14 protein-coding genes and 2 pseudogenes are annotated in these 22,706 nt (G+C 63.7%); 11 read left to right on the top strand and 5 right to left on the bottom strand.

From position 1 onward, the window contains the following. Positions 1-167: 167 nt before the first annotated feature. Together AC1D1F_RS13645 and AC1D1F_RS13640 are read right to left on the bottom strand one after the other, a co-directional pair. The gene (locus tag AC1D1F_RS13645) at positions 168-2,003 is read right to left on the bottom strand and encodes a phospholipase D-like domain-containing protein (protein WP_477677050.1); all 1,836 of its coding nucleotides are present in this window, start codon (positions 2,001-2,003) and stop codon (positions 168-170) included. Between the two features lie 440 nt (positions 2,004-2,443). Next, positions 2,444-3,232 (bottom strand): endonuclease NucS domain-containing protein, encoded by a 789-nt coding sequence (locus AC1D1F_RS13640; RefSeq protein ID WP_477700752.1) that lies wholly within the window; start codon positions 3,230-3,232, stop codon positions 2,444-2,446. Positions 3,233-3,603: 371 nt separating this feature from the next. On the opposite strand from AC1D1F_RS13640, the pseudogene AC1D1F_RS13635 reads away from it, so the two are divergent. Both AC1D1F_RS13635 and AC1D1F_RS13630 read left to right on the top strand, forming a co-directional pair. Then, positions 3,604-3,861: pseudogene (locus AC1D1F_RS13635) on the top strand (IS21 family transposase); the annotation flags it as partial. Continuing rightward, positions 3,861-3,965 (top strand): annotated as a pseudogene (locus AC1D1F_RS13630) (ATP-binding protein); the annotation flags it as partial. The pseudogenes AC1D1F_RS13635 and AC1D1F_RS13630, both read left to right, overlap by 1 nt. Positions 3,966-4,572: 607 nt before the next feature. Here the strand turns inward: AC1D1F_RS13630 and AC1D1F_RS13625 are convergent. After that, positions 4,573-4,812 (bottom strand): hypothetical protein, encoded by a 240-nt coding sequence (locus AC1D1F_RS13625; protein WP_477677052.1) that lies wholly within the window; start codon positions 4,810-4,812, stop codon positions 4,573-4,575. Between the two features lie 110 nt (positions 4,813-4,922). Between AC1D1F_RS13625 and AC1D1F_RS13620 the strand changes: the two genes are divergently transcribed. The 6 genes from AC1D1F_RS13620 to AC1D1F_RS13595 all read left to right on the top strand — a co-directional run bounded on the left by AC1D1F_RS13620 (position 4,923) and on the right by AC1D1F_RS13595 (position 17,059). After that, positions 4,923-5,102: a hypothetical protein gene (locus tag AC1D1F_RS13620; protein WP_477677053.1), complete on the top strand. Its 180-nt coding sequence runs from the start codon at positions 4,923-4,925 to the stop codon at positions 5,100-5,102. A 560-nt stretch (positions 5,103-5,662) separates the two neighbouring features. Beyond that, positions 5,663-6,589 (top strand): alpha/beta fold hydrolase, encoded by a 927-nt coding sequence (locus tag AC1D1F_RS13615; protein WP_477677054.1) that lies wholly within the window; start codon positions 5,663-5,665, stop codon positions 6,587-6,589. Between the two features lie 35 nt (positions 6,590-6,624). Next, positions 6,625-9,654, top strand: coding sequence for a porin (locus AC1D1F_RS13610; RefSeq protein ID WP_477700751.1), 3,030 nt, complete (start codon positions 6,625-6,627; stop codon positions 9,652-9,654). Between the two features lie 9 nt (positions 9,655-9,663). After that, entirely contained in the window at positions 9,664-13,554 is a 3,891-nt protein-coding gene (locus AC1D1F_RS13605; protein ID WP_477697050.1) for a beta strand repeat-containing protein, read from the top strand. After that, on the top strand, positions 13,551-15,110 hold the full coding sequence (locus AC1D1F_RS13600; protein ID WP_477697049.1) for an argininosuccinate lyase: 1,560 nt from the start codon (positions 13,551-13,553) through the stop codon (positions 15,108-15,110). The genes AC1D1F_RS13605 and AC1D1F_RS13600 overlap by 4 nt, the downstream gene beginning before the upstream one ends. A gap of 89 nt (positions 15,111-15,199) precedes the next feature. Beyond that, positions 15,200-17,059, top strand: a complete 1,860-nt coding sequence (locus AC1D1F_RS13595) for a peptide transporter (RefSeq protein WP_477697048.1) — start codon at positions 15,200-15,202, stop codon at positions 17,057-17,059. Here the strand turns inward: AC1D1F_RS13595 and AC1D1F_RS13590 are convergent. Continuing rightward, a complete protein-coding gene (locus tag AC1D1F_RS13590) occupies positions 17,008-18,240 on the bottom strand; it encodes a cation:dicarboxylate symporter family transporter (RefSeq protein ID WP_477700750.1) in 1,233 nt (410 codons plus the stop codon). The genes AC1D1F_RS13595 and AC1D1F_RS13590 overlap by 52 nt on opposite strands. 228 nt (positions 18,241-18,468) lie before the next feature. Here AC1D1F_RS13590 and AC1D1F_RS13585 point away from each other — a divergent pair, with 228 nt between their 5' ends. Together AC1D1F_RS13585 and AC1D1F_RS13580 are read left to right on the top strand one after the other, a co-directional pair. Beyond that, complete coding sequence (locus AC1D1F_RS13585; RefSeq protein WP_477697046.1) at positions 18,469-19,392, top strand: LysR family transcriptional regulator; 924 nt, start codon at positions 18,469-18,471, stop codon at positions 19,390-19,392. 135 nt (positions 19,393-19,527) lie between these two features. Next, positions 19,528-20,439: a LysR family transcriptional regulator gene (locus tag AC1D1F_RS13580; protein WP_477655737.1), complete on the top strand. Its 912-nt coding sequence runs from the start codon at positions 19,528-19,530 to the stop codon at positions 20,437-20,439. Between the two features lie 18 nt (positions 20,440-20,457). Here AC1D1F_RS13580 and AC1D1F_RS13575 read toward each other — a convergent pair whose 3' ends face one another. Further along, a complete protein-coding gene (locus AC1D1F_RS13575) occupies positions 20,458-21,411 on the bottom strand; it encodes an ornithine cyclodeaminase family protein (RefSeq protein ID WP_477675985.1) in 954 nt (317 codons plus the stop codon). 357 nt (positions 21,412-21,768) lie between these two features. On the opposite strand from AC1D1F_RS13575, the gene AC1D1F_RS13570 reads away from it, so the two are divergent. Further along, positions 21,769-22,548: a dienelactone hydrolase family protein gene (locus AC1D1F_RS13570; RefSeq protein WP_477675984.1), complete on the top strand. Its 780-nt coding sequence runs from the start codon at positions 21,769-21,771 to the stop codon at positions 22,546-22,548. Positions 22,549-22,706 lie beyond the last annotated feature (158 nt).

The raw sequence follows: 22,706 nt of genomic DNA, 5'->3' as shown, positions 1-22,706 counted from the left end.
AACTGTTCCACATCGCTGTGCCACAATCCTAATCGCAATCTTCTCGAAGCCTTATTTCATGCGGGTTTGCGCTGTGTGCCTGAATACGGGGTAGTTCCCCGCCAGCCGCACCATATCTGCTTGGCCTAGCGCAGCCAGTCTGCAAATCGGCTGTTGCCGGCCGTTCATCATCCAACCGCTGCGTTCATCCAGAACTTAAGCTGCGGATTCTTCACCCGCCCCTTCGCGTCGTAGTACTTGCCCAGCCAAAGCTCTGGCTTGCTCTGTAGTTCCAGCGCGTCCTTCTGGCCGCCCAGGCGCTTAAACCAGTAGCGCGCAGAGAAATGATCGTAAACATCCAATACGTGCGTAGCGTAGGCCATCGCCAGCTTCCTGTTGCCGCGGACAATGAGCAAGTTCTCGTCGTTGTCGAATGACGCTTTGTGCCCCAAGTTGTGGCTACCTGTGGCAACCACGCAGTCATCCTCGAAAGGATCGATCACGACGATCTTGTCGTGGATGATGGCAAAGCCGGCCTTGAGAATCTCCTTCTTCCAGCCATCGGGCACCTTGGAGTCGAAGGCCTCGGCTCCGAATACGCGCGGATCCTGCAGGGGCGGCGGATTCTTCTGGCCTTTCACCTTCGCGGGCGGCGTAATGCCCTTGAGTTCGTAGTAGAAGCCCTCGGAGGCTGACTTGTTGGTGACGCAGCCGCGTACAAACAAATTCTTGTTAGCGCGCGCAGCTTGGGCAGTCCAGTTGGCAAGGCTCGGGCTGCCGGGATAGAACGCCAGGAACAGCACCGAGTGGCTCGCCTGACTGATGAGCGTCGCCAGTTCCTCCATGTCCGCCGGTCGCTTTTCCGAAGCTTTGGCGCTCGTGCTGCGCGCCTTGGGCGTGTTCGGAGAGAACCAGCTCGACAGCGCAACGCCATCGTCCAGTGGGATATCCACGCCCTCAGCGTTCCAAGTGCGAAGCGTGATGCCCTGCAGGCTCTTGGGCTCGCCCTGGGCCTGGTCCGTGTCTTTCGCCAACTGCTTCCAATACGCCAGGTAGCGCTTTGCCACGTCCTCGTTATCGATGACGATGGTGTTGTTGGTTTGGGTGCAGAGCCCGGTGCTGGTCCAGTTCGTTGAACCCGTCAGGACCGCCTTCGGCTTACCTTTGGAATCTACGTACACCAGGAACTTGTTGTGGGCGATGCGGCCACTGGGCATGATTCGATCGTGGATTTCTTTTGCCGAATTGGTGAGGGTCTCGCGCGCATACTCATTGCCGTCCACCTTGACGGTTTTGGCTTTGGTCTTGCCAGTCTTGGCGTTTGTCACCATGACGCGCTTGCCCTTACTGTCTAGAACTTCTTCATCCTCCTTGGAGTCGCCCAAGATGATGTGCAGACGCAGGCCCAGCCCAGAAAGCCACTCGATGAGCTGCGGGTCCTTAAGTTCATAGAGCGCAGCGTAGATCTTTCCACTCTTGTCGGCGCGCGCAAGAAATTCCTCGATCGCCTCTACCATGTCGCCAGACAGGCTCTCCCGTAGTTTGCTCTCGGGATTGGACACCTGCTCGATCAGCGAATCCTTCATATTCTTCGCGCCGAGCGCGCGTGCGACACGCTGGGTGGAAATTAGTCCGCGGTTGAAGTAAACGCGCAGCCCATCTTCCAGAACCGGCGTGATCTCCACCTCGTTGGTAGTGAGCACCGCCAGATGAGGCATGGGCGCCAGCTTACCCGGCTTGCCTTCCATCGGCACGATCCTGTAGCGGAAGGTGCGCTGGCCAGTGCGTTCAGCCTCCAGGCGAGCGTACGGATCCTTCCAGTAGAACTTCTGGACCGGCAACTCTTCTGTCGTCCATTTCTTGGGCGTCACCCCTTTGAACCTGGCCTGTCCGGGCAGTGGAGTTACCTTACCGTCATTACCGATGCGGTAGACCGCAAAACCCATACAACCTTCGGGCGCCCGCCCATAGCTCCATGCGACCATGATGATGTCGTTGTTGGCGAAAGCGACTGCGTTCTGCATATGATTTCTCCTCGGGCGGTCGATCAAACATCGGGGGCGAGGCATTGCTTCCTTCGCCAAAAGCTCGGGCCAAAGCCCGTAGAAGCGCTGCGCGTGAACCGCAACCATGGAACTTCATAGCCCACGCTGCGCGACATGCTGGTTGTTGTCGGCTGCATGGAGGACACGCGACGTCAATTCTTGCCACTAGCCTCGATGCGGATGTCCTCTGGCAGAAGCCTACCTATTCAGCGTGTTTGACGCCATCCCCCATTTAGGGGAGAGCAGCATCAGCGACTCGAAGTGGTAGCCGGATGCGGATGGTTTTTTGGTCCAACGGCACAGTTATGCTTCCAAAAGCGGCACGGTTATGCTTCTAGGGATAGTTTGAGTTGTCCCATAACTGGAGCTGACTCCACCAGTCCTTGCGGACATGGGGCACTGGGTCAGACGGCATCCTGTCAGCCCGGGATCTGGAGCTGCGGCACTTTGGAGACAGTGACAGAAAGCTTGTATTCGCAAAGCTCGACATCCCTAATGCTGGCGCAAGCCAAGCGTAGGTCGTCAGAGATAGCGCGGCAGACAATGATGCCGCGTACGCGCTGGCCAGGTTCAGTCAGCTCCTTGCGGACCCAGTTCATGTATCGCAGCAGCTGGCCGACGACGCGGTCATAGCCGCGCGAAACCTTTAGCTCCAGGACAACGAAAGCGCCGGACTTGTCCAGCGCCAGGATGTCGATGCGCCGACCACCGCCGGCCTCGAATTCAATGCCGCTGATGTCTTCATCCTCATAGAGCCGCAGCCCGGGCTCGATGCACTCTAGGTTTTCAGCAAGATAGCGCTGCAGGTCCTTCTCAAGCAGAAACTCCGAAGAGCCAGGCGCAGCCTCTTCACCCTCTTCCTCGTCGGCCAGGACAGACGCTTCCTGGCGCGCTACGTCGCCCTCAACCATTTCGTGTATGGGCGCTGGATCCTTCCCGGGCTCGTAGAGGCGGAATTGGCCCGAGTCCACCTTGAACAAAATGTCATCGGTCTCGTTCGTGGCCGGGTGGTGAAGCCGGCTGCGATCATTTGTCGCGGCCTGGACCAAGTGCGCACGGATACTGCCCGCCTTCAGTTTGGGGTAATTTTTTGCAAACCACTCGATGGCGCGCGCCGTCGTGAATACCTGGCCTGGTTTAAGTCCCCAGTCCTTAAGCATGTCTTTGAGCAGCACCCGGGTGGGTTTGTCATAGATGGTTCGCGCCATGTCGGCTCCAAAAAGAATTTCCCGGCCGCATGGCAGAAAAATTAAAGGGTACCTCATCAATTCCGGCAACGCTGGTGCAAAAGTTAATCACTAGCCGTGGGTACATAGCAACAGTAAGAAAATATTCTCCATGAGCCCAGATGGATAGCTACGACCTAGCGTGACTTCAGATGAGCCGACGTGATGTGTCCGGGCTATTAAGCACAAATCGCCTGGGCCAAAAATCCCTGTCGTGACGCAATGATTCGTCTTGGCGCGCTGTTGCTGTTGAATTCCATCGAAATCTGACCCACTTAGCGCAGTAATTTCCATCCAAAACTGACCCACGTAGGCACTACCCTGCTTGTTTTAAAAGCAGGGGGAAATTAGGAGTGATAGACGTGGCGACATTGAATGTCATCAGACGTTGGGCATTGCGAGATCAGATGTCCATCCGCGAGATTTCAAGGCGTACAGGCCTGGCTCGCAACACAGTGAAGAAGCACCTGCGATCGGAAGAGAGCGAGCCCAGCTACCAAAGGCGGGCAACCCCTAGCAAGCTCGATCCCTACGCCGAGAAGCTGGCCACCTGGCTAGTGATCGAGGCAACAAAATCGCGGAAACAGCGGCGCACTTTGAGGCAGATCCACACAGTCATATCCTTGAGACTGGAAACGACAGCTATCGATTCAAAAACAGCTCTGCAAAGACTCAGCCCAAAAAGGAGAAAACCAAGAACTTATCCACATCGTGAGCACCTTCTGCTCACAAAGAGTGTGGGTCAAAATTCGATGGAAAACTCGGGTCAGACTTCAGTGGAATTCAACAGGCAATCTTCGATCTTATTGGCGGAGAGAGGAAACATGCTTCAGATTTACACCTACTCTGTCGCTATGTGGATTCTTGGACAGAGTTGCTGTCGGCCCTCGATCCGATTATCTGCACCCGTAATGAAACACTGCCTCTGGTGTGATCATGCCTCGCGGAGGAAAATGATCGCCTCCTCTAATTGGAGGAGATTCATCATGAATGTCGGGCAGAGCGTAACGGTAGCTCGGAGAGTTAATACTCCTCCATAAAACTAGTGCCTTCCGCGACCAAGTCGAAGGTCTCTTTCGGGAGCAGCATTCGCTCACGAAGGGTGGGCCAAGATCCGATGAAAGAAAAGCAGGCTTCGCCGCAATTCAGCACCAGATGCTTCGGGTGCAGGCTAATACCATTGCTAGCTGACGCATTTTTTGCCACGTTGCCTTGCTAGGCGCGCCGTTCTCGACCTGGCGATAGCCCCCTTATTTGCCGTGCAGCAAATAAGGGTTGCCATCGGCGACGGCTTTGGCAGAGTCTTAGGCGAGCAGGGGCGATTACGCGGTTCGGCCACTAGCGGCACGGTTATGCTTCCAAAAGCGGCACGATTGTGGTTCCAGGGACAGCCCCAGCGCCTCACGCAGCAATTCAACCCTCGGGTTCGCCACCGCACCGCGATAAATCAGCTCCACAGGCGACGGCGGGATCGCCGGCGACACCTTCAGTGATTTGACCTGCCCCAGGCTTTGCGCCTGGCGTGAGCTTGTGGTCGGTGCGATGCTCAGGCCGGCCTGCATAAAGCTTCTTCAATCACGCGACATGCCATCGAGGTTTTGGCGGGCATCACTCAGGGCTCGCGCGCGAGCTGCTGCCAGTCGACTTTGCGCGCGCACGTGAGAGGGTGCCCATGCGGCGCGATGACGCTGAACTCCACCTCGAACAATCTTTCAAAAAAGCGCAGGGCCGCTGGCGGGCACCGGCAGTTTTGGGCGGGCACATCACCATGACTCAGGGTATTTTTCTTGCCGACTATGAATGCCATCCTGAGGCGCTGATGGCGAGATTCGGTGACATCGCCGACCGCTAGGCGGAGACCGTGTCGGCGGCCGGTTTCGACCAACTGAGGCACGAGGTGGCCAAGGCTAAAGCTGTGCAGGTCTAGGGCCGGAGCGCTCCGCCAAAAGCCTGGGACGGCGAGCCGGTTGTCCGGAGTTGGGGCGTTCCGCGACATGGCCTTCAAGCCCTTGCGGCAGATGGCTGGATGGCGGAGGGCATCCAGATGAATACTTTAAAAGTATCAAATAACGCGAATCAAGATATTTTACATGCTGCAAATGCGTTCCTAGAATCGCGAAAAACGGCGCCGGGATTAGCAGGTTGTTACAAACCGCCTCTCCCGTAGCCAAACAGAAGGTCGCGAAGGAACGCTGGACTTGTAATCCATTTGTGTTGCATCTACCCGGAAACCGGGCATTCGTACACGACGCGTCAAGCCTTTCTGATTCGAATTTCGACAAGATGGGATCAGCTATGACGTGCATCAGTAATAGATGGTTACAAGTAATCGTGGCAATAGGCCTGGCGCTTTTTTGTGCGCGTCTTTTTGCCGCAGCGGAAAAAGCCGCCGGCGAGCAGCCCCGGGAGCAGGTGATTGATCTGGAAACGGCGGGCGCCGCGTATCCCTTCGCCGTCTACGCCAACATCGACATGCACCGGCCGGACGCCGGCATCCGCCGCGCGGTCATTTTTGTGCATGGTGTGCAGCGCGATGCCGACCGCTACTTTGGCGTGGGCCAGGGCCTGCTCAAGGCCGCGCAACTCGACGCATCCAGCACCTTACTGCTGGTGCCCCATTTCCTGACGGCGTCGGACCCGTCGCCGGACGGCAAGATCCCGCTCTGGCGCGGCGGCAACTGGATGCAGTGCCAGGACTCCCGCGGCAAGGAAGCCATCAATTCCTGCGGCGTGCTGGACGACATCGCCCGCTACCTGAGCACGGGCAAGCGTTTCCCCCTGCTCAAGGAAATCGTCTTCATAGGCCACTCGGCCGGCGGGCAGCTGATGCAGCGTTATGCCGTGCTGAACAACAGCGAGGAGGCGCTGCGCAAGGCGGGCATCCGCGTGCGCTATGTGGTCTCCAGCCCGTCTTCCTACCTGTACCTGGACCCCAGCCGTCCCGAGGGCGGGGATTTCAAGCCGGTGACCAGCGTCCTGTGCCCCGGCTACAACAACTTCCGCTATGGCCTGGCCAACATGGTTCCCTACGGCCAGGGCCTGGACGGCGAACAGCTGTTCAAGCGTTATGCGGCGCGCAACGTCCTCTACCTGGTGGGCGCGGAGGACAACGACCCCGCCTACGAGTCGCTCGACAAATCCTGCGGCGCCGCCATGCAGGGCACGGACCGGCTGGACCGGCACAGGAATTACCTGCGCTACGAACAGTTTCTGGCCCGGAAGTGGCAGACACCCGTGACGCGCGAGGTCATGGTCGTGCCGAAAGCGGGCCACGAGGCTGCCGACATTTTTGAATCGCGCGACGTCGCCGGAAAAATTTTCCCGGCCGCCGGCAATTAGGCGCAAACAGAACAACAAGACAGAAGACGAACACCATGATGGAATTCTCACGCCTTGCCGCGCCCCGGCGAAAAATCCTCGCATCGCAAATTTGCGCGATGCTGGCCGCCGCGCCTTTCACCGCCCATGCGCAAACGCCGCCCAGCGCCGGCACGCTGTTTGACGCCAACCGCCAGCAGCTCTCGCCCACGGAAAGCACCGGCGCGCCGGCGGCGGTGCAGCGCCCCGCGCGCATCGAGAAAGAGACGGAGGGCAGCGATGAAGGCCAGGGCTTGCCCGCCGGCGGGCCGGGCATCCAGGTCACGGGCTTTGTGCTCAGCGGCAACCGCTCCCTGCCGGCCTCCATGCTGCAGGAGCAACTGCAGGAGTTTGTCGGCCGTGAGCTGGACTTCGCCGGGCTGGGCAAAGCCGCCGCCAAAATCACGGCCTACTACCGCGCCCAGGGCTACCTGGTGGCGCGCGCCTACCTGCCCGCGCAGGAAATACAGGGCGGCGTGGTCGCCCTCGGCATCCGTGAAGGCGTCATCGGCCGGGTGACGGCCGAACCCGACGCCAGCGTGCGCCTGAACCGGGACCTGGTGGATCGCCACCTCGCGGGGCTGCGGCCGGGCGAGGTGATCCAGGAGCTCGACCTGGAAAACACGCTGCTGCGGCTGTCCGACATCACCGGCGTGTCGGTCAAGGCGGTGCTGCGCCCATCGGCGCAGCCGGGCGCCACCGACATCATCGTGAAGCTCAGCGAGATGGGCGCGATCACCTCGCGCGTGAGCATAGACAACGGCGGCAGCTATTACACCGGCGCGAACCGGCTGTCCGTCAGCCTGAACCTCAACGACACGCTGGGCATGGGCGAAAGCTTCAGCCTGAACACGCAGCAGACCTTTGAAGGCCTGCGCATCGCCGGCGTCGGCTACCAGCAGCCCCTGGGCACGACCGGCTTGACGGTCGGCGCGAACTTCGCGGGTCTGCAATACAACATCGGCAAAAACCTCAAGGAAGTGCAGGCCAGCGGCGAAGCCCGCATCAGCACCCTGTTCCTGAGCGCCGCACTGCTGCGCAGCCGGCGCGCCAACGTCAACCTGTCGGTGGCGGCGGAATACCGGCATTTCCAGGACACCACCAGCGGCACCACCGTCGACAAGTCCGCCCAGGTGCTGAGTGCCGGCCTGTCCGGCGACTGGCGCGACGAATGGACGGGCGCGGCGGCCGGCAACAGCTGGAGTGCGCGCCTGGGCATGGGCCACCTGAAAAAGGAAACCCCCAACGATGCCGCGCTGGACCGTTTCACGGCGAACGCGGCCGGCGACTACAAAAAACTCAACCTGTCCTTCAGCCGCCAACAGCCGCTGGGCGGCGGTTTCTCCCTGCTGGGCTCGGTCAGCGCGCAGTACGCCGACAAGAACCTGGACGCGTCGGAAAAAATGAGCCTGGGCGGCTCCAATGGCGTGCGCGCCTACCCGGCCGGCGAAGCCGCGGGCGACCAGGGCATGCTGGCGCGCCTGGAGCTGCGCAAGACCCTGGGCGTTGTCGGCAACTCCATCGTGGAAGGCGCGCTGTTCGCCGATGCGGGACATGTCACGATCAACAAGAAGCCTTGGGACAACAGCGAAAACCGCGCGAGCCGCTACGGCTACGGCATCGGCCTGAATGTCTACAACAAGGACCTGGTGTTCAACGCGAGCCTCGCGTTCTCGCCCGGCGTCAACCCCACGAGCGAACCGAAAAGCGCGCGCCGCCTGTGGCTGTCGGTCTCGGGTTCGCCGCAGGCCTTCACCGGCCTGGCCTCCAGCAGCGGCAGCCGGGGCGAGGATTTCGAGGAAGCCGAAGACGGCATGCTGCTGTACGGCTCGCTGGGCATCATCCCCGAATACGTGAGCCGCTCGGGCGCGACGCCCGCGGCGCCCGCCGACCAGAGCAAACTCGCCACGCCCAACGGGCGCAACATGTCGGGCTTCTGGCGCGCGCGCGACAACGTGTCGTATATAGGCGCACGCGGCGGCATCCCCATTTACGAGCAGTGGAAAGCGCTGTGGCAGCTGGAGCTGGGCCTGTCGCTGAGCGCGGGCGCCGCCGGCGTCGACGCCACGCCGGACTGGACACATCGGCAGGAACTGCGCAACACCGGCGTGGCCCTCGCCCATCCCGACGCCGGCACCGCGATGTACGGCAACTGGGACATGCCGCTCAAGGAAAGCACCACGTCCTTCGATCCTTTCGGCGGCACCACCAGCGCGGCCCACTACAACATCATCGGCTCGCCGGGTTTTGCCACCAGCATTGCCCGAAACTCGGGGCCGGTGGGCACGGCGGCGGTGAACAACAACGACGACACCGCCTTCAACCGCCGCCAGGCCGGCATGTACGGCTACTGGACGCCGAAGATGGGCGGCTTCCAGCTCAAGCTGGCGTATTCGAACAACGGCATGAAGGCCGCGCCCGACGTCGACACCGGCTACCTCTACGGCGGCAGCCTGTCCTATGAGAACGGCGGCTTCTCCGCCGTGGTCGCGGCCGAGCAGCACGTGAACTATTTCGGCATCGCCAGCCTGGGCCGCAACGCACGCGGCGTCGGCACCAACACCCACGTAACCCAGGGCACGTCGTCCAACGATTACAGCGTGCGCGTCGGCGTGGCCTACGATTTCGGCGCCACCAAGGTGTCGCTGATTGCCGACGAGCTGAACTACGCCGAGTCCGGCGTGGTCAACACCAGCGTCACCTCGAGCGACATGTCCAGCTACCGCCGCCGCGCCTACATGCTCGGTATCTCGCACAAGATAGGCGCCTGGCAGCTGCGCGCCAGCCATGCAAAGGCCTTCGCGGGCGACTGCAGCATGATTTCCGGCAACGGCGTGAACTGCTCGACCGAGGGCATGGGCGCAACCTCCCAGGCCGTTGGTTTTTCTTATGCCTGGAGCAAGCAGGTCAGGATCTTCGGGCAGTTCGTGTTGCTGCGCAACCAGCCCCTGGCCAACTACAACTACGCCGTCGCCGGCGTCTTCGGCACCGCAGGCGTCGGCACCACGATCCGCGCGATCGGTGTCGGCATCAACTACACATTCTGAGGAGCTCGCATGGCACACCAATCTTCACCGGTCTCTTCCTTGCCCTTCACCCGGAAAAACCGCCCGGCGCTGACGCCGCTGTGCGCCGCCATCCTGTCGGCGCTGTGCAGCGTTTATCCGCTGCGCGCGCATGCGCTGGACGCCGGTGCTTTGCCGACCAACGGCCAGGTCACGGCCGGCAGCGGCAGCATCAGCCAGAGCGGCAACGTCATGAATGTGGCGCAGGGCAGCGACCGCATGGCCGCCACCTGGAACACCTTCAACATCGGCAGCGCGGCGAAAGTGAATTTCGTGCAGCCCTCGGCCTCGTCGGTGGCGCTCAACCGCGTCACCTCCAGCGACGCCTCGCAGATCATGGGCCAGCTCAATGCCAACGGCCAGGTCTTCCTGATCAACCCCTCGGGCATCCTGTTCGGCCAGGGCTCGGCCGTCAACGTCGGCGGCCTGGTGGCCAGCTCGCTGAATATCTCCGACGCCAACTTCATGGCCGGCAGCAATCGCTTTGACGCCGGCGGCGCGGGCGGCGCCGTGATCAACCAGGGCAGCATCGTCGCGGCCGACGGCGGCTACGTGGCCTTGCTGGGCGCGCAGGTGCGCAACGAAGGCAGCATCACGGCCCGCCTGGGCAGCGTGATGCTGGGCGCCGGCGAGAAAATCACGCTGGACTTCAACGGCGACGGCCTGATCAACATGCAGGTCAGCGACCCTTCGCTGGGCGCCAGCGTGGTGAACCAGGGCTTGCTCAGGGCCAACGGCGGCGTGGTCCTCATGTCGGCGCGGTCCGGCGATGCGCTGCTGTCCAACGTGGTCAACAACGAAGGCGTGATCGAGGCGACCAGCCTGCAGCGCCGCAACGGCGCGGTGTTGCTCGACGGCGGCGATGCCGGCATCGTCGCGGTGAGCGGCCGTATCGATGTCTCCGGCCGAAACGCCGGCGAAACCGGCGGCAGCGTCAAGGTCCTGGGCCAGTACGTCGGCGTGTTCGACGCTGCTCGCATCGATGCTTCGGGCGACGCCGGCGGCGGCAGCGTGCTGGTCGGCGGCAACTACCAGGGCAGCGGCAGCGAGCGCCAGGCCGTCGGGACATACATGGGTGAAGACGCCCGTATCAACGCCGACGCGCTCAGCAGCGGCGACGGCGGCAAGGTCATTCTCTGGTCCACCGACAGCACGCGTTTTCACGGCGGCATCACGGTGCTGGGCGGCGGGCAGACCGGCAGCGGCGGCCTGGTCGAGACCTCGGGCCACAGCCTGGATGCGACGGGTTCGGTGGATATCAGCGCGGCCTCCGGCAAGGGCGGCACCTGGCTGATCGATCCCTTCAACATCAACATCACGAGCACGGCAAGCGTAGGTGCGACCGGGAGTTCCCCCTTCACCTCCAGCGGCGCGGCCAGTTCCAACCTGAGTTCGGCGGTGCTCAATGCCTCGCTGTCCACAGGCGCCAACGTGATCGTCCAGACCACCAACAGCTTCGGCGGCACCTCGGGTGACATCAACGTGCTGGACAACGTCAAGGGCGTGGGCAACGCCTCCCTGACCCTGCAGGCGCATCGCAACATCATCATCGGCAGCGGCCGCACCATTTCCAACGGCACCGGCAAAACCCTCAACGTCTCGCTGTTCTCCAACTACAACAACAGCGGCAACGGCTCGGTTTCCCTGACGGGCAGCAGCATCACCACCAACGGCGGCTCCATCACCATAGGCGGCGTCGACCCCTTGGTGGGCTCGGCCAGCACCATCCTGAACAGCACCGCCGGCGTGAACATCAGCGGCTCCACGCTGAGCACGGGCGGCGGCAACATCACGATACGCGGCGCGGTCGCCGCCAGCGCAGGGAACTCCAACAGCAGCGCGGTGCAGATCGCCGGCGCCTCCACGCTCAATGCGGGTGGCGGCAACATCTCCATCACGGCCAATGTCGCCAGCACTACCGCGACCGGCGACGCCTTTGTGCTCACCGGCGGCAGCAACGTGCTCACCAGCGGCGCCGGCTCCATCACCGTGGACAGCACCAACCTGGGCAGCGGCAACGGCACGCGCATCTTCAGCACCAACAACACCCTGGCCGCCAGCGGCTCCGGCAACCTGACGATCAGGGGCAACGCCAGTTCGGGCTTCGGCGTGCTGATCTGCTCGACAGCCAGCGGCTCCTCGCAAACACTTACCGTGGGCAGCGGCAACCTGACCGTGCAGGCCAATGCCGACGGCTTTGCCGGCGCCGGCCGCGGCGTCTACCTGGCGGCTTCGGGCACCAACGGCGCCGTGGTGCTCAATGCCACGGCGGGCGGCGCCATCACGCTGGGCGGTAGCAGCACCGGCAGCTACGGCACGGTACTCAACTCGACGGGGACCGGCTCATCCATCAGCATCTTCTCCGACGGCAACATCACGGTGGCCGGCAATACCTCAGGAGGCACGACGCCCGCGCTGGGGCTGCTGAGTTCGGGTAGCGGCGCCAGCGCGGCCACCGCCTCGAAAATCAACATCAACACCACGGCGGGTGCGCTCAAGCTGCTGGCCAACAACAGCGTGGTCAATCCCACCACCGGTTCGTTCAAGGCCGTGTCGCTGGACGCCAGCGGCGCCTACGCGAGCATCAACCTGGGCACGCAGTCGGGCGCGCTGACGCTGGACGGCACCAGCTACTCGGGGCGCGGCGTGGACATCGCGCCCTCCGGCGCCAATGCGGCGATCAACATTACGACCGGCAGCGGCGCCATTGCCGTCAACGGCAACAGCACCAGCAGCTTCGGCGGCTACGGCATCTACCTGAACTCCACCGGAAATTCGAGCGGCGTGAACGTCAGCACCGTGACCGGTGACATCACTTTGCGCGGCGACTCCATCGGCACCTCGGACGCCATTTCCCTGGGCGGCAGCGCCACCAGCACCAACTCGGTCAACAACATCGCCTCGCAGGGCGGCAACATCACGCTGGCCGGCAACTTCCACTCGCCGAACATCGCGGAGCTGGACCACGGCATTGCCATCCAGAACGTCGCCAACCGCATCCAGACTACGGGCGCGGGCAACGTCACGCTGACCGGCAACGCCGCCGACCAGGGCAACGGCGTCAGCATCTACGGTGGCGGCAAGGCTTTGCTCAGCGTCGAGAACGGCGCGCTTGCGATCACCGGCAGCAGCGTTTACGGCGACGGCGTGGGCGTGCTGACCGGTAACAACGTGATTCGCGCCACCGGCAGTGGATCGGTGAGCGTCGCCGGCAGTTCCACCTACGGCAGCGGCGTCACCATCTATCCCTCGACGGCGACGAGTTCCGCCGCCATCTCGACGGTGTCGGGCAAGCTCTCGGTCACCGGCAGTAGCGGCGCGGCGTCGGCCGCGCCGGCGGTCCTGCTGCGCAGCGCGGCTTCGGGTGCCGCCAACGGCGTCAGCATCACTTCGGGCAGCGGAGACATCGACATCCAGGCGGCGACCGCCGGCTCCGGCGAGGGCCTTTCCATCGTCGGCAGCAGCACCGGCGCCTTCAACACCATCAGCACGGGCGGCAGCGGCAGCCTGCGCGTTTCGGGTTCCGGCGGCAGCTATGGCGTGCGCATAGACGGCGGCACCAACAAGCTGCAGGTGGAAAACGGCCTCTTGCTCATCAACGCCAGCGCGCCCAACGGGCAGCCCTTCAGTCAGTCCTCGGATGTGACAACGATTGCCGCCACCGGCTCCGGCACCGTATTGCGCAATCTCGGCGGCACGATAAATAACAGCCTGACCAGCGCGGCGTCGGCCGCCGCCACCGCCGCGCTGCAGTCGGACATGGCCGGCGGCGACTGGATGGCGCCTTTGGCCGACAGCGCGTTCTCCCCTCCGGGCACTGGCCCGGACAAGCTCACCATTTCCGTGCTTTCATCCAGTCTGCCCAGCACAGGCGAAGAATGAAGCTTCCCGGACCTCCATCCACCACGGTTGCCGGTTTCTCCAGGCTGTCACGGCATGCCGGGCGGCTGGCGCTGGTCCTGCTGTTGCTGCTGTCGCTGTCCGCCGCCGCCATCGCCGCGGACAAGCAGGCAGGCCAGCCCGAGCACGACAATTTTCATTTCCTCGGCGAGATGAACAAGGCCTCAACTGTCATGGTGGTCGAGACCAAAATCGTCCCGCCCGAGCTTGGCAAAAAAATCGCGCGGGCGGTCGAGCAGGTGATCAAGGACGGCAACCAGCCCGGCGCCAAACGCCCCGGGGACTATCTTCAGTATGAGCCGCTGATCCTGGCGCTGGCCGGCCCCGACGGCTCGCGCATGCATTCAGGCCGCAGCCGCCAGGACATCCTGTCCACCACGCGGCGCCTGATGCAGCGGGAGCGCACGCTGGCGCTGATGGCGGCGATGATCGAATCGAAGGCGCGGCTGCTGGCCGTGGCTGGGAACAACCTGGACACCATCGTGCCGGCCTACACCAACGGCGTGCAGGCCCAGCCCACCACCTACGCGCACTACCTGCTGGCCTTTGCCTCGGTTTTCGGGCGCGACAGCGCGCGCCTGAAGGAGGCCTATGCGCGACTCAATATGAGCCCGCTGGGCGCGGGCGCGCTCGGCACCTCGAGCTTTCCGGTCAATCGCCAGCGCCTGGCGGAACTGCTGGGTTTTGACGGCGTGGTGGAAAACTCCTATGACGCGGCCCAGCTCGGGGCGCTCGACCAGGGCGTGGAACTCGTGGGCCTGTGCAGCAACGCGGCGTTGACGATAGGCCTGCTGGTGCAGGACATGCACACCCAGTACCACCAGGTGTCTCCATGGATCACCATCCAGGAAGGGCGGCTCACCGGCACGAGCAGCATCATGCCGCAAAAGCGCAATCCCTATGCCCTCAATGTGCTGAGGCTGCAGGCCAGCGAAGTGGTGGGCGGGGCCTTCACTTTCCAGCTGGAGGCGCACAACGTCACGCCCGGCATGCCCGACTACAAACGCGACCAGGTCGGAAAAACCCTGGACCTCACGGCCGGTGCCTTCGCGAAGCTGGCCGACCTGATGGACCACCTCGTCATCGACCGCGAGCGCGCGTTGCAGGAAGTCGACGCCGAGTACTCCACCACCACCGAGCTGGCCGACATCCTGCAGCGCGACGCGGACGTCCCTTTCCGGGTCGGCCACCATTTCGCCTCGGACCTGGTCAACTACGGGCGCGCCAACAAGCTCAAACCGGCCGAGATCCCCTTCGACGTCGTCAAGCAGCTGTATGCCGAAGCGGTGAAGGCCTTTGATTTTCCGCGGGCGGAATTTCCGCTGGCGCAGGAGCGCTTCCGCACCTCGCTGACCGCGCAGAACATGCTGGCCTCCAGCAAAGGCCTGGGCGGCCCGCAGCGCGCGGAGACCGTGAGGATGCTGGCGGCCGAGAAGAAGCGGCTGGACCAGGACACGGCCTGGCTCAAGGCGCAGCAGGACAAACTCGCGCGCGCCCAGGACACCCTGGACCGCACTTTTTCCAGGCTGGGCCAGTGAGCGGGAAGGGCGCGGTAGTCGGGATGGGCGGCAGCGGCGATACTGGCGCTGCCGGGCAGCCCGCCGGATTTCCGCGACAGGGGCGCACCATGACCGACGACATCTTTTCGCTCGAGAATTTTGAATACCTGTGCTACTCGCGGCAGCAGGAGCCGGCCGCACGCGAACTGGTCAAGCTGCTGCTGCTCATCGACAGGAATTACGGCAACCTCGACGGAAATTTCGCGCTCAGCCTGTCGGCGGCCATAGGCGCGCAGGAGCGCGACGCGCACGGCCTGACCCGCCTCACCAGCGCCATCTCGGCCCTGTTTTCCGACCCGAGCTTTCACGTCTCCCCCGGTGGCTTCGGCCAGCTCATCAACTTCCAGCGCTGGCTGTCGGCGCTGTTCGCCGCCAGTGCCTTTGTGCATTGCGACCACATCCTGAGGTCGCTCAACTTCCTGGGCTCCGCTTCGCCGGAGTTTCACGTGAGCGAGCGGGACCTCGTGAAGTTCTGCATCCTGTATTCGCCCGAATCGGAAATCCCGCTGGACGTGGAATTGCTGTGGCGGCAGAACAAAAATCTGGCCGCCGCGCTGTTCACGGCCCTGCTGTCGCCGCGCTTCCTCGGTTCGCCCGCCGCGCATTCCAAGCGCGAGGCGCTGCTGGCCTGGCTGCCCGCCCACCTCGAGGAAATCGAAAGCCTGGACATCCTGCCGGTGGGCATCCTGCACGACGTTTACATGCACTGCAGCTACGCCGACCTGCCGGCGCGCCACGAGATCAAGCGGCCCATCAACCGCCTGGTCCGCAAGAAGCTCGAAGCGCTGGGCCTGGAGCGCGTTGCGCCCGCGCTCGCCATGCAGAGTGTGGACAAGCCCATCATGCTGGTGCTGCTCGAGTGGTTCTCGGGCGGGCATTCGATTTACCGCACGCACTCGAGGAGCCTGGCGGCCGCGCGCCGGCATTTCCGCCTGGTGGCCATTGCCTACCCCGGCAACATCGACGAACTGGGCCGGGCGGTGTTTGACGAGGTGATTGATTTCGCCGCGCCCAACGACATGATCGCCTGCCTGCGCCAGCTGCACGCGCTGGCCGGCGCCCTCAGGCCCGCCGTGTTTTACATGCCCAGCGTCGGCATGTTTCCCATCACCATGTTCGCGGCCAACCAGCGCCTGGCGCCCCTGCAGGTGGCCGCGCTGGGCCATCCCGCCACTACGCATTCCGACCGCATCGACTACATCAGCGTGGAAGACGATTTTGTCGGTGATCCCGCCTGCTTCAGCGAAACCCTGCTGCGCCTGCCGAAAGACGGGCAGCCCTACCGCCCGTCCGCCATCGAAGTCTCGCTGGGGCGGCCGCAGCGGCAGGATTTGCCGGTGGTCAACATCGCCGTGGCTGCGACCACCATGAAGCTCAACCCGAAGTTCTTGCTGGCCTGCCAGAAGATACGCGCGGGCGCGCGCAAGCAGGTCCGCTTTCATTTCCTGATCGGGCAGGCGACCGGGCTGATCTATCCGCAGGTCCGCAGGTTGATACGCCGCTACCTGCCGGACGCCGAGATTTACGCGCACCAGCCTTATCCGGATTACCTGGCTATCTTCAGCCGCTGCGACATGTTCCTGAGCCCTTTTCCTTTCGGCAACACCAACGGCATCACCGACGCGGTGACGGTCGGCCTGCCCGGTGTGTGCAAGACCGGGCCCGAGGTGTTCGAACACATCGACGAAGCCCTGTTCCGGCGCCTGGGCTTGCCGGACTGGAGCATTGCCGCCAGCGTGGAGGATTACATCGCGGCCGCCATCCGCATGGCCGACGGCTACGCGGAACGGGCTGAGCTCTACCGGCGGCTTGAGCGGCCTGAATGCCTGAACACCTTGTTCGAAGGCCGCGCCGACTGCCTCGGCGATCGCCTGTATCAGATCTGGTCGGCGATGGGCGAGGAGGCAGCCTTGCCCGTCAGGGCCTGATGCATGGCCTGGCGGTCCAGCGCTTTTTCCCAGGCGCACACGGCGATGCAGCCCACGCAATTGCCGATCACATTGGTGAGCGAGCGGCACTTCATCAGCCGCTCTATGCCTAGCAGCAGGACAATGCCGGCCACCGGAATGAAGTTCAGGCTGGCCAGCGTCGCGGTCAGGGCCACGAAAGCGGAACCGGCGATGCTGGTGGCGCTCTTGGACGTCAGCATCGCGATGCCCAGCAAGGACAGCAGCGGCCAGAATCCCAGCTCGACGTGCGATATCTGCGCGAGGAAGACCGCCGCCATGGCGATGTAGATGTTGCTGCCGTTCAGGTTGAAGCTGTAGCCGGTCGGCAGCATCAGGCGCACCACCGGTTTTGCGCAGCCCATTTTTTCCAGTTTCCCGACCAAGCCCGGCAAGGCGGCAATCGATGAACTGGTGAAGAAGACCAGCAGCAGCTCGTCCTTCACATAGGCGATCAGGCGGAAGATGTTGCAGCCGGCGGCGCGCGCGACCGTGCCCAGCACGAGGCAGACGAACAGGATGCTGACGAGGTAGATCGCCGCGACAAAATGCAGCAGCGGCAGCATGGAGGAGATGCCGTAGCGGCCTATCATGAAGGCCATGGCGCCGAAGGCCGCCAGCGGCGCCAGCTTCAGGACCATGCCGACCATGCCTTGCAGCACCTGCTGCACCGACTCTATGAGTTCCAGCAGCCCGCGGCCGCGTTCGCCCACGCGCCCCAGCGCGATGCCCGAGAGCAGTGCCAGCAGCAGGATCTGCAGGCTGTTGCCGCTGGTGAAGGCGCCGGTAAATGTCGAAGGAATGATGTCGAGCAAAAATCCGGTCTTGCTGTCCGCGGCGGCCGTCGCGGCAGCGGCCGTCGCGGGATCGGAAAAAATCGGTGCGAAACCCTTGCCGGGCGCCAGCAGCGTGGCGCCCAGGATGCCTGTCGCCAGCGAGATCACGGTCATGGTCTCGTAGTAGACGATGGCCTTGACACCCACCTGCGTGGCCTGCAGCCGGTTTCGCATGCCGGCGATGCCGGACACCACCAGGCAAAAAATCAGCAAGCCGATCAGCATGCCGACCAGGCGCAGAAAGCCGTCGCTAAAGGGCTTCATCTGCGTGCCGGCTGACGGGAAAAAGTGCCCCAGCAGCATGCCGGCGGCAAAAGCGAGGGCCATCTGCGCAATGGGATGGCGAAGCGTTCTTCTGGTTCTGGTCATCGATGGCCCAGTCTACGGGCGATCCTGCCGCCGCGGCCCAGGCGCCGCGCCATACGGTGGGTTTTCGAGGATGGACGGCGCGTGCAAAGACGCCAAGGTGTCACCCGGCGCCGTGGGTATATGCATAAACTCTGGAGACACGACTTTCGATACCTGGGACAGGTTCTTTAAAGATAGGCCGACCTCATGGAACTGAGACACCTGCGCTACTTCCTGATGGTTGCCGAGGAACAGCATTTCACGCGCGCCGCCGAGCGGCTGAACATGCAACAGCCGCCCCTGAGCCACCAGATCCGGCTGCTGGAAGAGGAACTGGGCTTCGAGTTGTTCCGCCGCCACCCCAAAGGCGCGGCGCTGACGGCCGGTGGCGCGGTGTTTGTGCAGGAAGCCCAGGCCATCCTGCGCGGCGTCGAGCAGGGCGCGGCMCGCGCCGCGCGCGCCGCGCAGGGCTTTGAAGGCACGCTGGCCATAGGCTTTACCAGCTCGGCCGCGGCCCATCCCTTGATTCCCGGCATCATCCGGGCTTACCGCAGCGCCTATCCCGATGTGCACCTGGACCTCAGGGAAGCCAATGCGGCCGAGCTGACCGAGGGCATAGACAGGGGCAAGGTCAATGTCGCGATGCTGCGCACGCCCGTCAGCCATCCGCGCGGCGTGAGCTTTGTGTCCCTGCTCGAAGAAGAGATGCTGCTGGTCCTGCCGGTGGGGCATGCGCTGGCGGCGGGCGCCGCCAAGGGCAAGATGCCGGCCATCGACTTGAAGTCCCTGGCCGATGAGCAGTTCATCCTGGTGCGCAGGCATGGCGCGCCGGGCATGTACTCGAACCTGATCGAGGCTTGCGAGAACGCGGGCTTCACGCTCAGGATTGCCTCGGAGGTGGAGCGCATGCTGACCAACATCAGCCTGGTCGCGGCGGGCGCGGGTGTCTCGGTCGTTCCCGCATCCATGAAGGATTTCCACCGTGAGAGCGTGGTGTACTGCCGCATCCGCAATGCCAGGCCCGCACTGGTGGCGCCTATCACGCTGGTGAGCCGGGACGACGGCAACTCGCCGGCCGAAAAGAATTTCATGGACCTGGCCAAGAGCCTGGCGCGGCAACACAAAGCCTGAGGGCGCGCGAGAGCGTGCGGGGTGTCAAATACCTCGGCCCCTAGCGGATTTCAATGCAAAATGCCTTGACGGGCTTGCCCGGCTTCAGGCCTTTGCCTTCCAACGTGGACGCCGCCAACCACAACGCTTGTTTCTATGAGAACCCGCCACATTGAAGTCCTGCAGGCCATCCTGCGCACCGGCACCATCAGCGGCGCGGCGCGCCTGTTGCATGTGTCGCAACCCGCCGTGACCAAGGCCTTGCAGCACGCCGAGGCGACCGTCGGTTTCGCGCTTTTCAACCGCGAAGGCAAGCGGCTGGTGGCGACCAAGGAGACGCACGCCCTGGCCCCTGTCGTGGAGCAGGCTACGGGCGGCCTGGACGCGGTGCGCGAACTGGCGCGCAACCTCAAGCTGGGCGCCGACAAGGCGGTGCGCGTGGCGGCCGTGGCCTCGCTGGCCAACAGCGTGTTGCCGTCCGCGGTGCTGGCCGCCCGAAAACTGTTTCCGAAAATGCGCAGCGAGCTCAACACCGGCCACACCGAGGACATGATGCAAAAACTGCTCATGCACGAGGTGGACCTGGCCATCGCCTTCGACCCGCCGCTGCACCCTTCGCTGGACTGCGTGGAGATAGGCCACCTGCAACTGGTGGCGGCCAGTCTGCCCGCGCGGCTCGGCAAATACGCGCGCAACAAATCGATTTCGGCCGAGGCGCTGGCCACCATGGAACTGATAGAGCTCTCGGGCAAGGACCCGCTGGGCCGCATCTATTCGCGTTATGCCAACCGCTTCAGCTGGCAGCAGGGCAAAACCGCGGTGCGCACCTACCAGATGGCGGTGCGGCTGGCCGAGCTGGACCAGGGCGTGGCCATCGTGGATTCGGCCAGCGCCAACTTCTTTTCCGACAAGCTCAAGGTCCTGCCGCTGGAGCCGCGCGCCGAGTTTCCGGTCTGCGCGATGTACCTCAAGGCGGCGGCCGTCACCGACATCATGCGTGCGCTCACGCAGTGCGTGAGCGATGAATTGAAGAAGGTCCAGGACGCAACCTGGCAACCTAGAGCGTAAGAGACCGGCTGGCGAGCCTCAGTACTGGCTGGCGGTCACGGTGTCTTTCGAGGCGATTTTCCCGCGCAAACTTTCAACGACACGCCGCGCGGCGACCAGGTCGCTCAGGCCCACGCCGACCGCTTTGAACAAAATGATTTCCTCCGGTGAACGGCGCCAGGGCGCTTCGCTGCCCAGCAGCTCCGGCAGGTCACTGATCTGCGAGGTATCCAGGCTTTTGTCGGCCAAACCCATCACGATCTCGCCGGCCTCCACCATGCTTTGCGGCTTCCACTCGACGATGACGCGGTCGCTGCGCGCCCGGCTGACCTGGTCGATCTCGGTGCCGTTGGGCAGGCTGGTGCCCACCGCGCAGATCGCCGCGCCGCGTTGCAGCCAGGCGCCGTCGAACAGCGGCTGCTTGGAGCGCGTGACGGTGACGACGAGGTCCGCGCCGGCCACTGCCTCCTGCGGCGATACCTGGCGCACCGCAATGCCGTAGCGCGCGGCAAGCGCTTCGCAGGCGCGTGAGACGTCGACCGTGTCGACGACGGCGATCTCGGAAAAGCCGATGGTTTCCTGCAGGGCCTCCAGGTGTGTGCGGCCCTGGATGCCCAGGCCGAAGAGTGCCATTTTTCTCGCGCCCAGGCGGGTGGTCTTCCGCGCCACCCAGGCCGTCATGGCGGCCGTCCGGGCGCGCGTGATCTCGGCCGCCGGCATCACGTGGTGGTCCTGCCGGGCCAGGTCGAAGAGGTTGACCAGGAAGTCAAACTGGCCGTTGAGGCTGGTGTAGGTCTTGTACGCGGCGACGCCGCGGCTTTCCCACAGCGCGCCCATGCCGCTGAGCTTCCAGCTGCCGCAGTCGATGCGCTGGCGCGCCTGGATGGCCGCGTCGCCGCTGCGCAGGGATTCGAAGGCGGCGGGCAGGTCCTGCAGGACTTCGCGCCAGCTGATGGCGCGGGCGACGTCTTCATCGCTATAGGTGTGGATCATGAAAAGTGCTTTCGGAAAAGAGGGCCCGGCCGGATAAGGCCGAGGATGAGTTCATCCTAAGTTGGCCTGCGGACCCGCCCTCATCACATTTCTGCGAGCCCGATAACCTGAAGTTATGGCTCTCTCTGGTGAGCCGTCGCGCACGGCGGCCGGCGCGCGGCCGCAAGCCTTGACGCCGCGGGGCTTCGTTTGCCATGATGGCCGCGCACTCCGCCTTTGCGTTGCCGCTTGCCTGAAAGAGCCTTCATGAACATGCCCGCCCTCCGGTTTATTTCCCGTGCCGGTTTCAAACTTTGCGCTTTGGTATTCGCCTTGCTGGCGACAGGCCAGGCAGCGTGGGCGCAACAAGCGAAAACCGTGAACTTCCCCAGTGAGGACGGCAAGACGACGCTGGTGGCCTACCAGTACGCACCCGATACGCCGGGCCCGCACCCAGCGGTGGTGATGCTGCACGGGCGCGGCGGTTTGTACTCGACGCTCAAGCAGACCTTTGACGCCGACTCGCTGTCCTCGCGCCATGTGATGTGGGTGAAGTTCTGGGTCGAGCGCGGCTATGTCGCGCTGCTGGTGGACTCCTTCGGACCCCGTGGCTATGCGCGCGGTTTTGAAGCCGGCACCAACGACGGTAGCCGGCCGGCCAGCGTCAACGAGATCACGGTGCGGCCGCTGGACGCCTACGCGGCACTGAAATTTTTGCGCGGCCAGCCCGGCGTGATCAAGGACAAGGTGTTCCTGCAGGGCTGGTCCAACGGCGGCAGCACGGCGCTGTCCGCGGCCTCCACTACGGCGCCCGGCATCGAGGCGCCGACCGAGGCCACCGGCTTTCGGGCCTTTTTGAGCATGTACCCGGCTTGCGCCCAGGTCATGCGCAGGTTCACCAGCAGCTACCGCAGCTATGCGCCCATGCTGCTGCTGATCGGCACGGACGACGAGGAGGTCAACCCGGAACGCTGCGCGCAGCTTTCCGGAATCGCCGAGCGCAACGGCAGCGACTGGCAGTTTGTGCTGTATCCAGGTGTCGAGCACTCCTACGACACGCCCACACGCAAGCGCGAATCCGTGCAGGCCAACAAGCTGGCGGCCGAGGACAGCAAGCAGCGCGCGCAAGACTTCTTCGGAAAATTCCTCGCGCGTTAACGGGCTTCAGAGCGCCGCTCACAAAGTCCTCCCATCTTGTTCCCTCTCCCTCTGGGAGAGGGTTAGGGTGAGGGCCGGCAGCCCGCACACATACACGGCGCAACATCAGACGCCGCGGACCCCCATCCCAGCCTTCCCCCAGCGGGGGAAGGAGCCAT

It is taken from the genome of Polaromonas sp. P1_H6 (assembly GCF_056405195.1).
The sequence above is the reverse complement of the archived record's forward strand: the minus strand, read 5'-3'. Positions and strand labels throughout refer to the sequence as shown.

What these genes read in the sequence shown, in the direction of transcription:
- AC1D1F_RS13645 (WP_477677050.1), bottom strand. Translation starts at nt 2,003, where the DNA reads ATGCAGAACGCAGTCGCTTTCGCCAACAACGACATCATCATGGTCGCA.
- AC1D1F_RS13640 (WP_477700752.1), bottom strand. Translation starts at nt 3,232, where the DNA reads ATGGCGCGAACCATCTATGACAAACCCACCCGGGTGCTGCTCAAAGAC.
- AC1D1F_RS13625 (WP_477677052.1), bottom strand. Translation starts at nt 4,812, where the DNA reads ATGCAGGCCGGCCTGAGCATCGCACCGACCACAAGCTCACGCCAGGCG.
- AC1D1F_RS13620 (WP_477677053.1), top strand. Translation starts at nt 4,923, where the DNA reads ATGCGGCGCGATGACGCTGAACTCCACCTCGAACAATCTTTCAAAAAA.
- AC1D1F_RS13610 (WP_477700751.1), top strand. Translation starts at nt 6,625, where the DNA reads ATGATGGAATTCTCACGCCTTGCCGCGCCCCGGCGAAAAATCCTCGCA.
- AC1D1F_RS13605 (WP_477697050.1), top strand. Translation starts at nt 9,664, where the DNA reads ATGGCACACCAATCTTCACCGGTCTCTTCCTTGCCCTTCACCCGGAAA.
- AC1D1F_RS13600 (WP_477697049.1), top strand. Translation starts at nt 13,551, where the DNA reads ATGAAGCTTCCCGGACCTCCATCCACCACGGTTGCCGGTTTCTCCAGG.
- AC1D1F_RS13595 (WP_477697048.1), top strand. Translation starts at nt 15,200, where the DNA reads ATGACCGACGACATCTTTTCGCTCGAGAATTTTGAATACCTGTGCTAC.
- AC1D1F_RS13590 (WP_477700750.1), bottom strand. Translation starts at nt 18,240, where the DNA reads ATGGCCCTCGCTTTTGCCGCCGGCATGCTGCTGGGGCACTTTTTCCCG.
- AC1D1F_RS13580 (WP_477655737.1), top strand. Translation starts at nt 19,528, where the DNA reads ATGAGAACCCGCCACATTGAAGTCCTGCAGGCCATCCTGCGCACCGGC.
- AC1D1F_RS13575 (WP_477675985.1), bottom strand. Translation starts at nt 21,411, where the DNA reads ATGATCCACACCTATAGCGATGAAGACGTCGCCCGCGCCATCAGCTGG.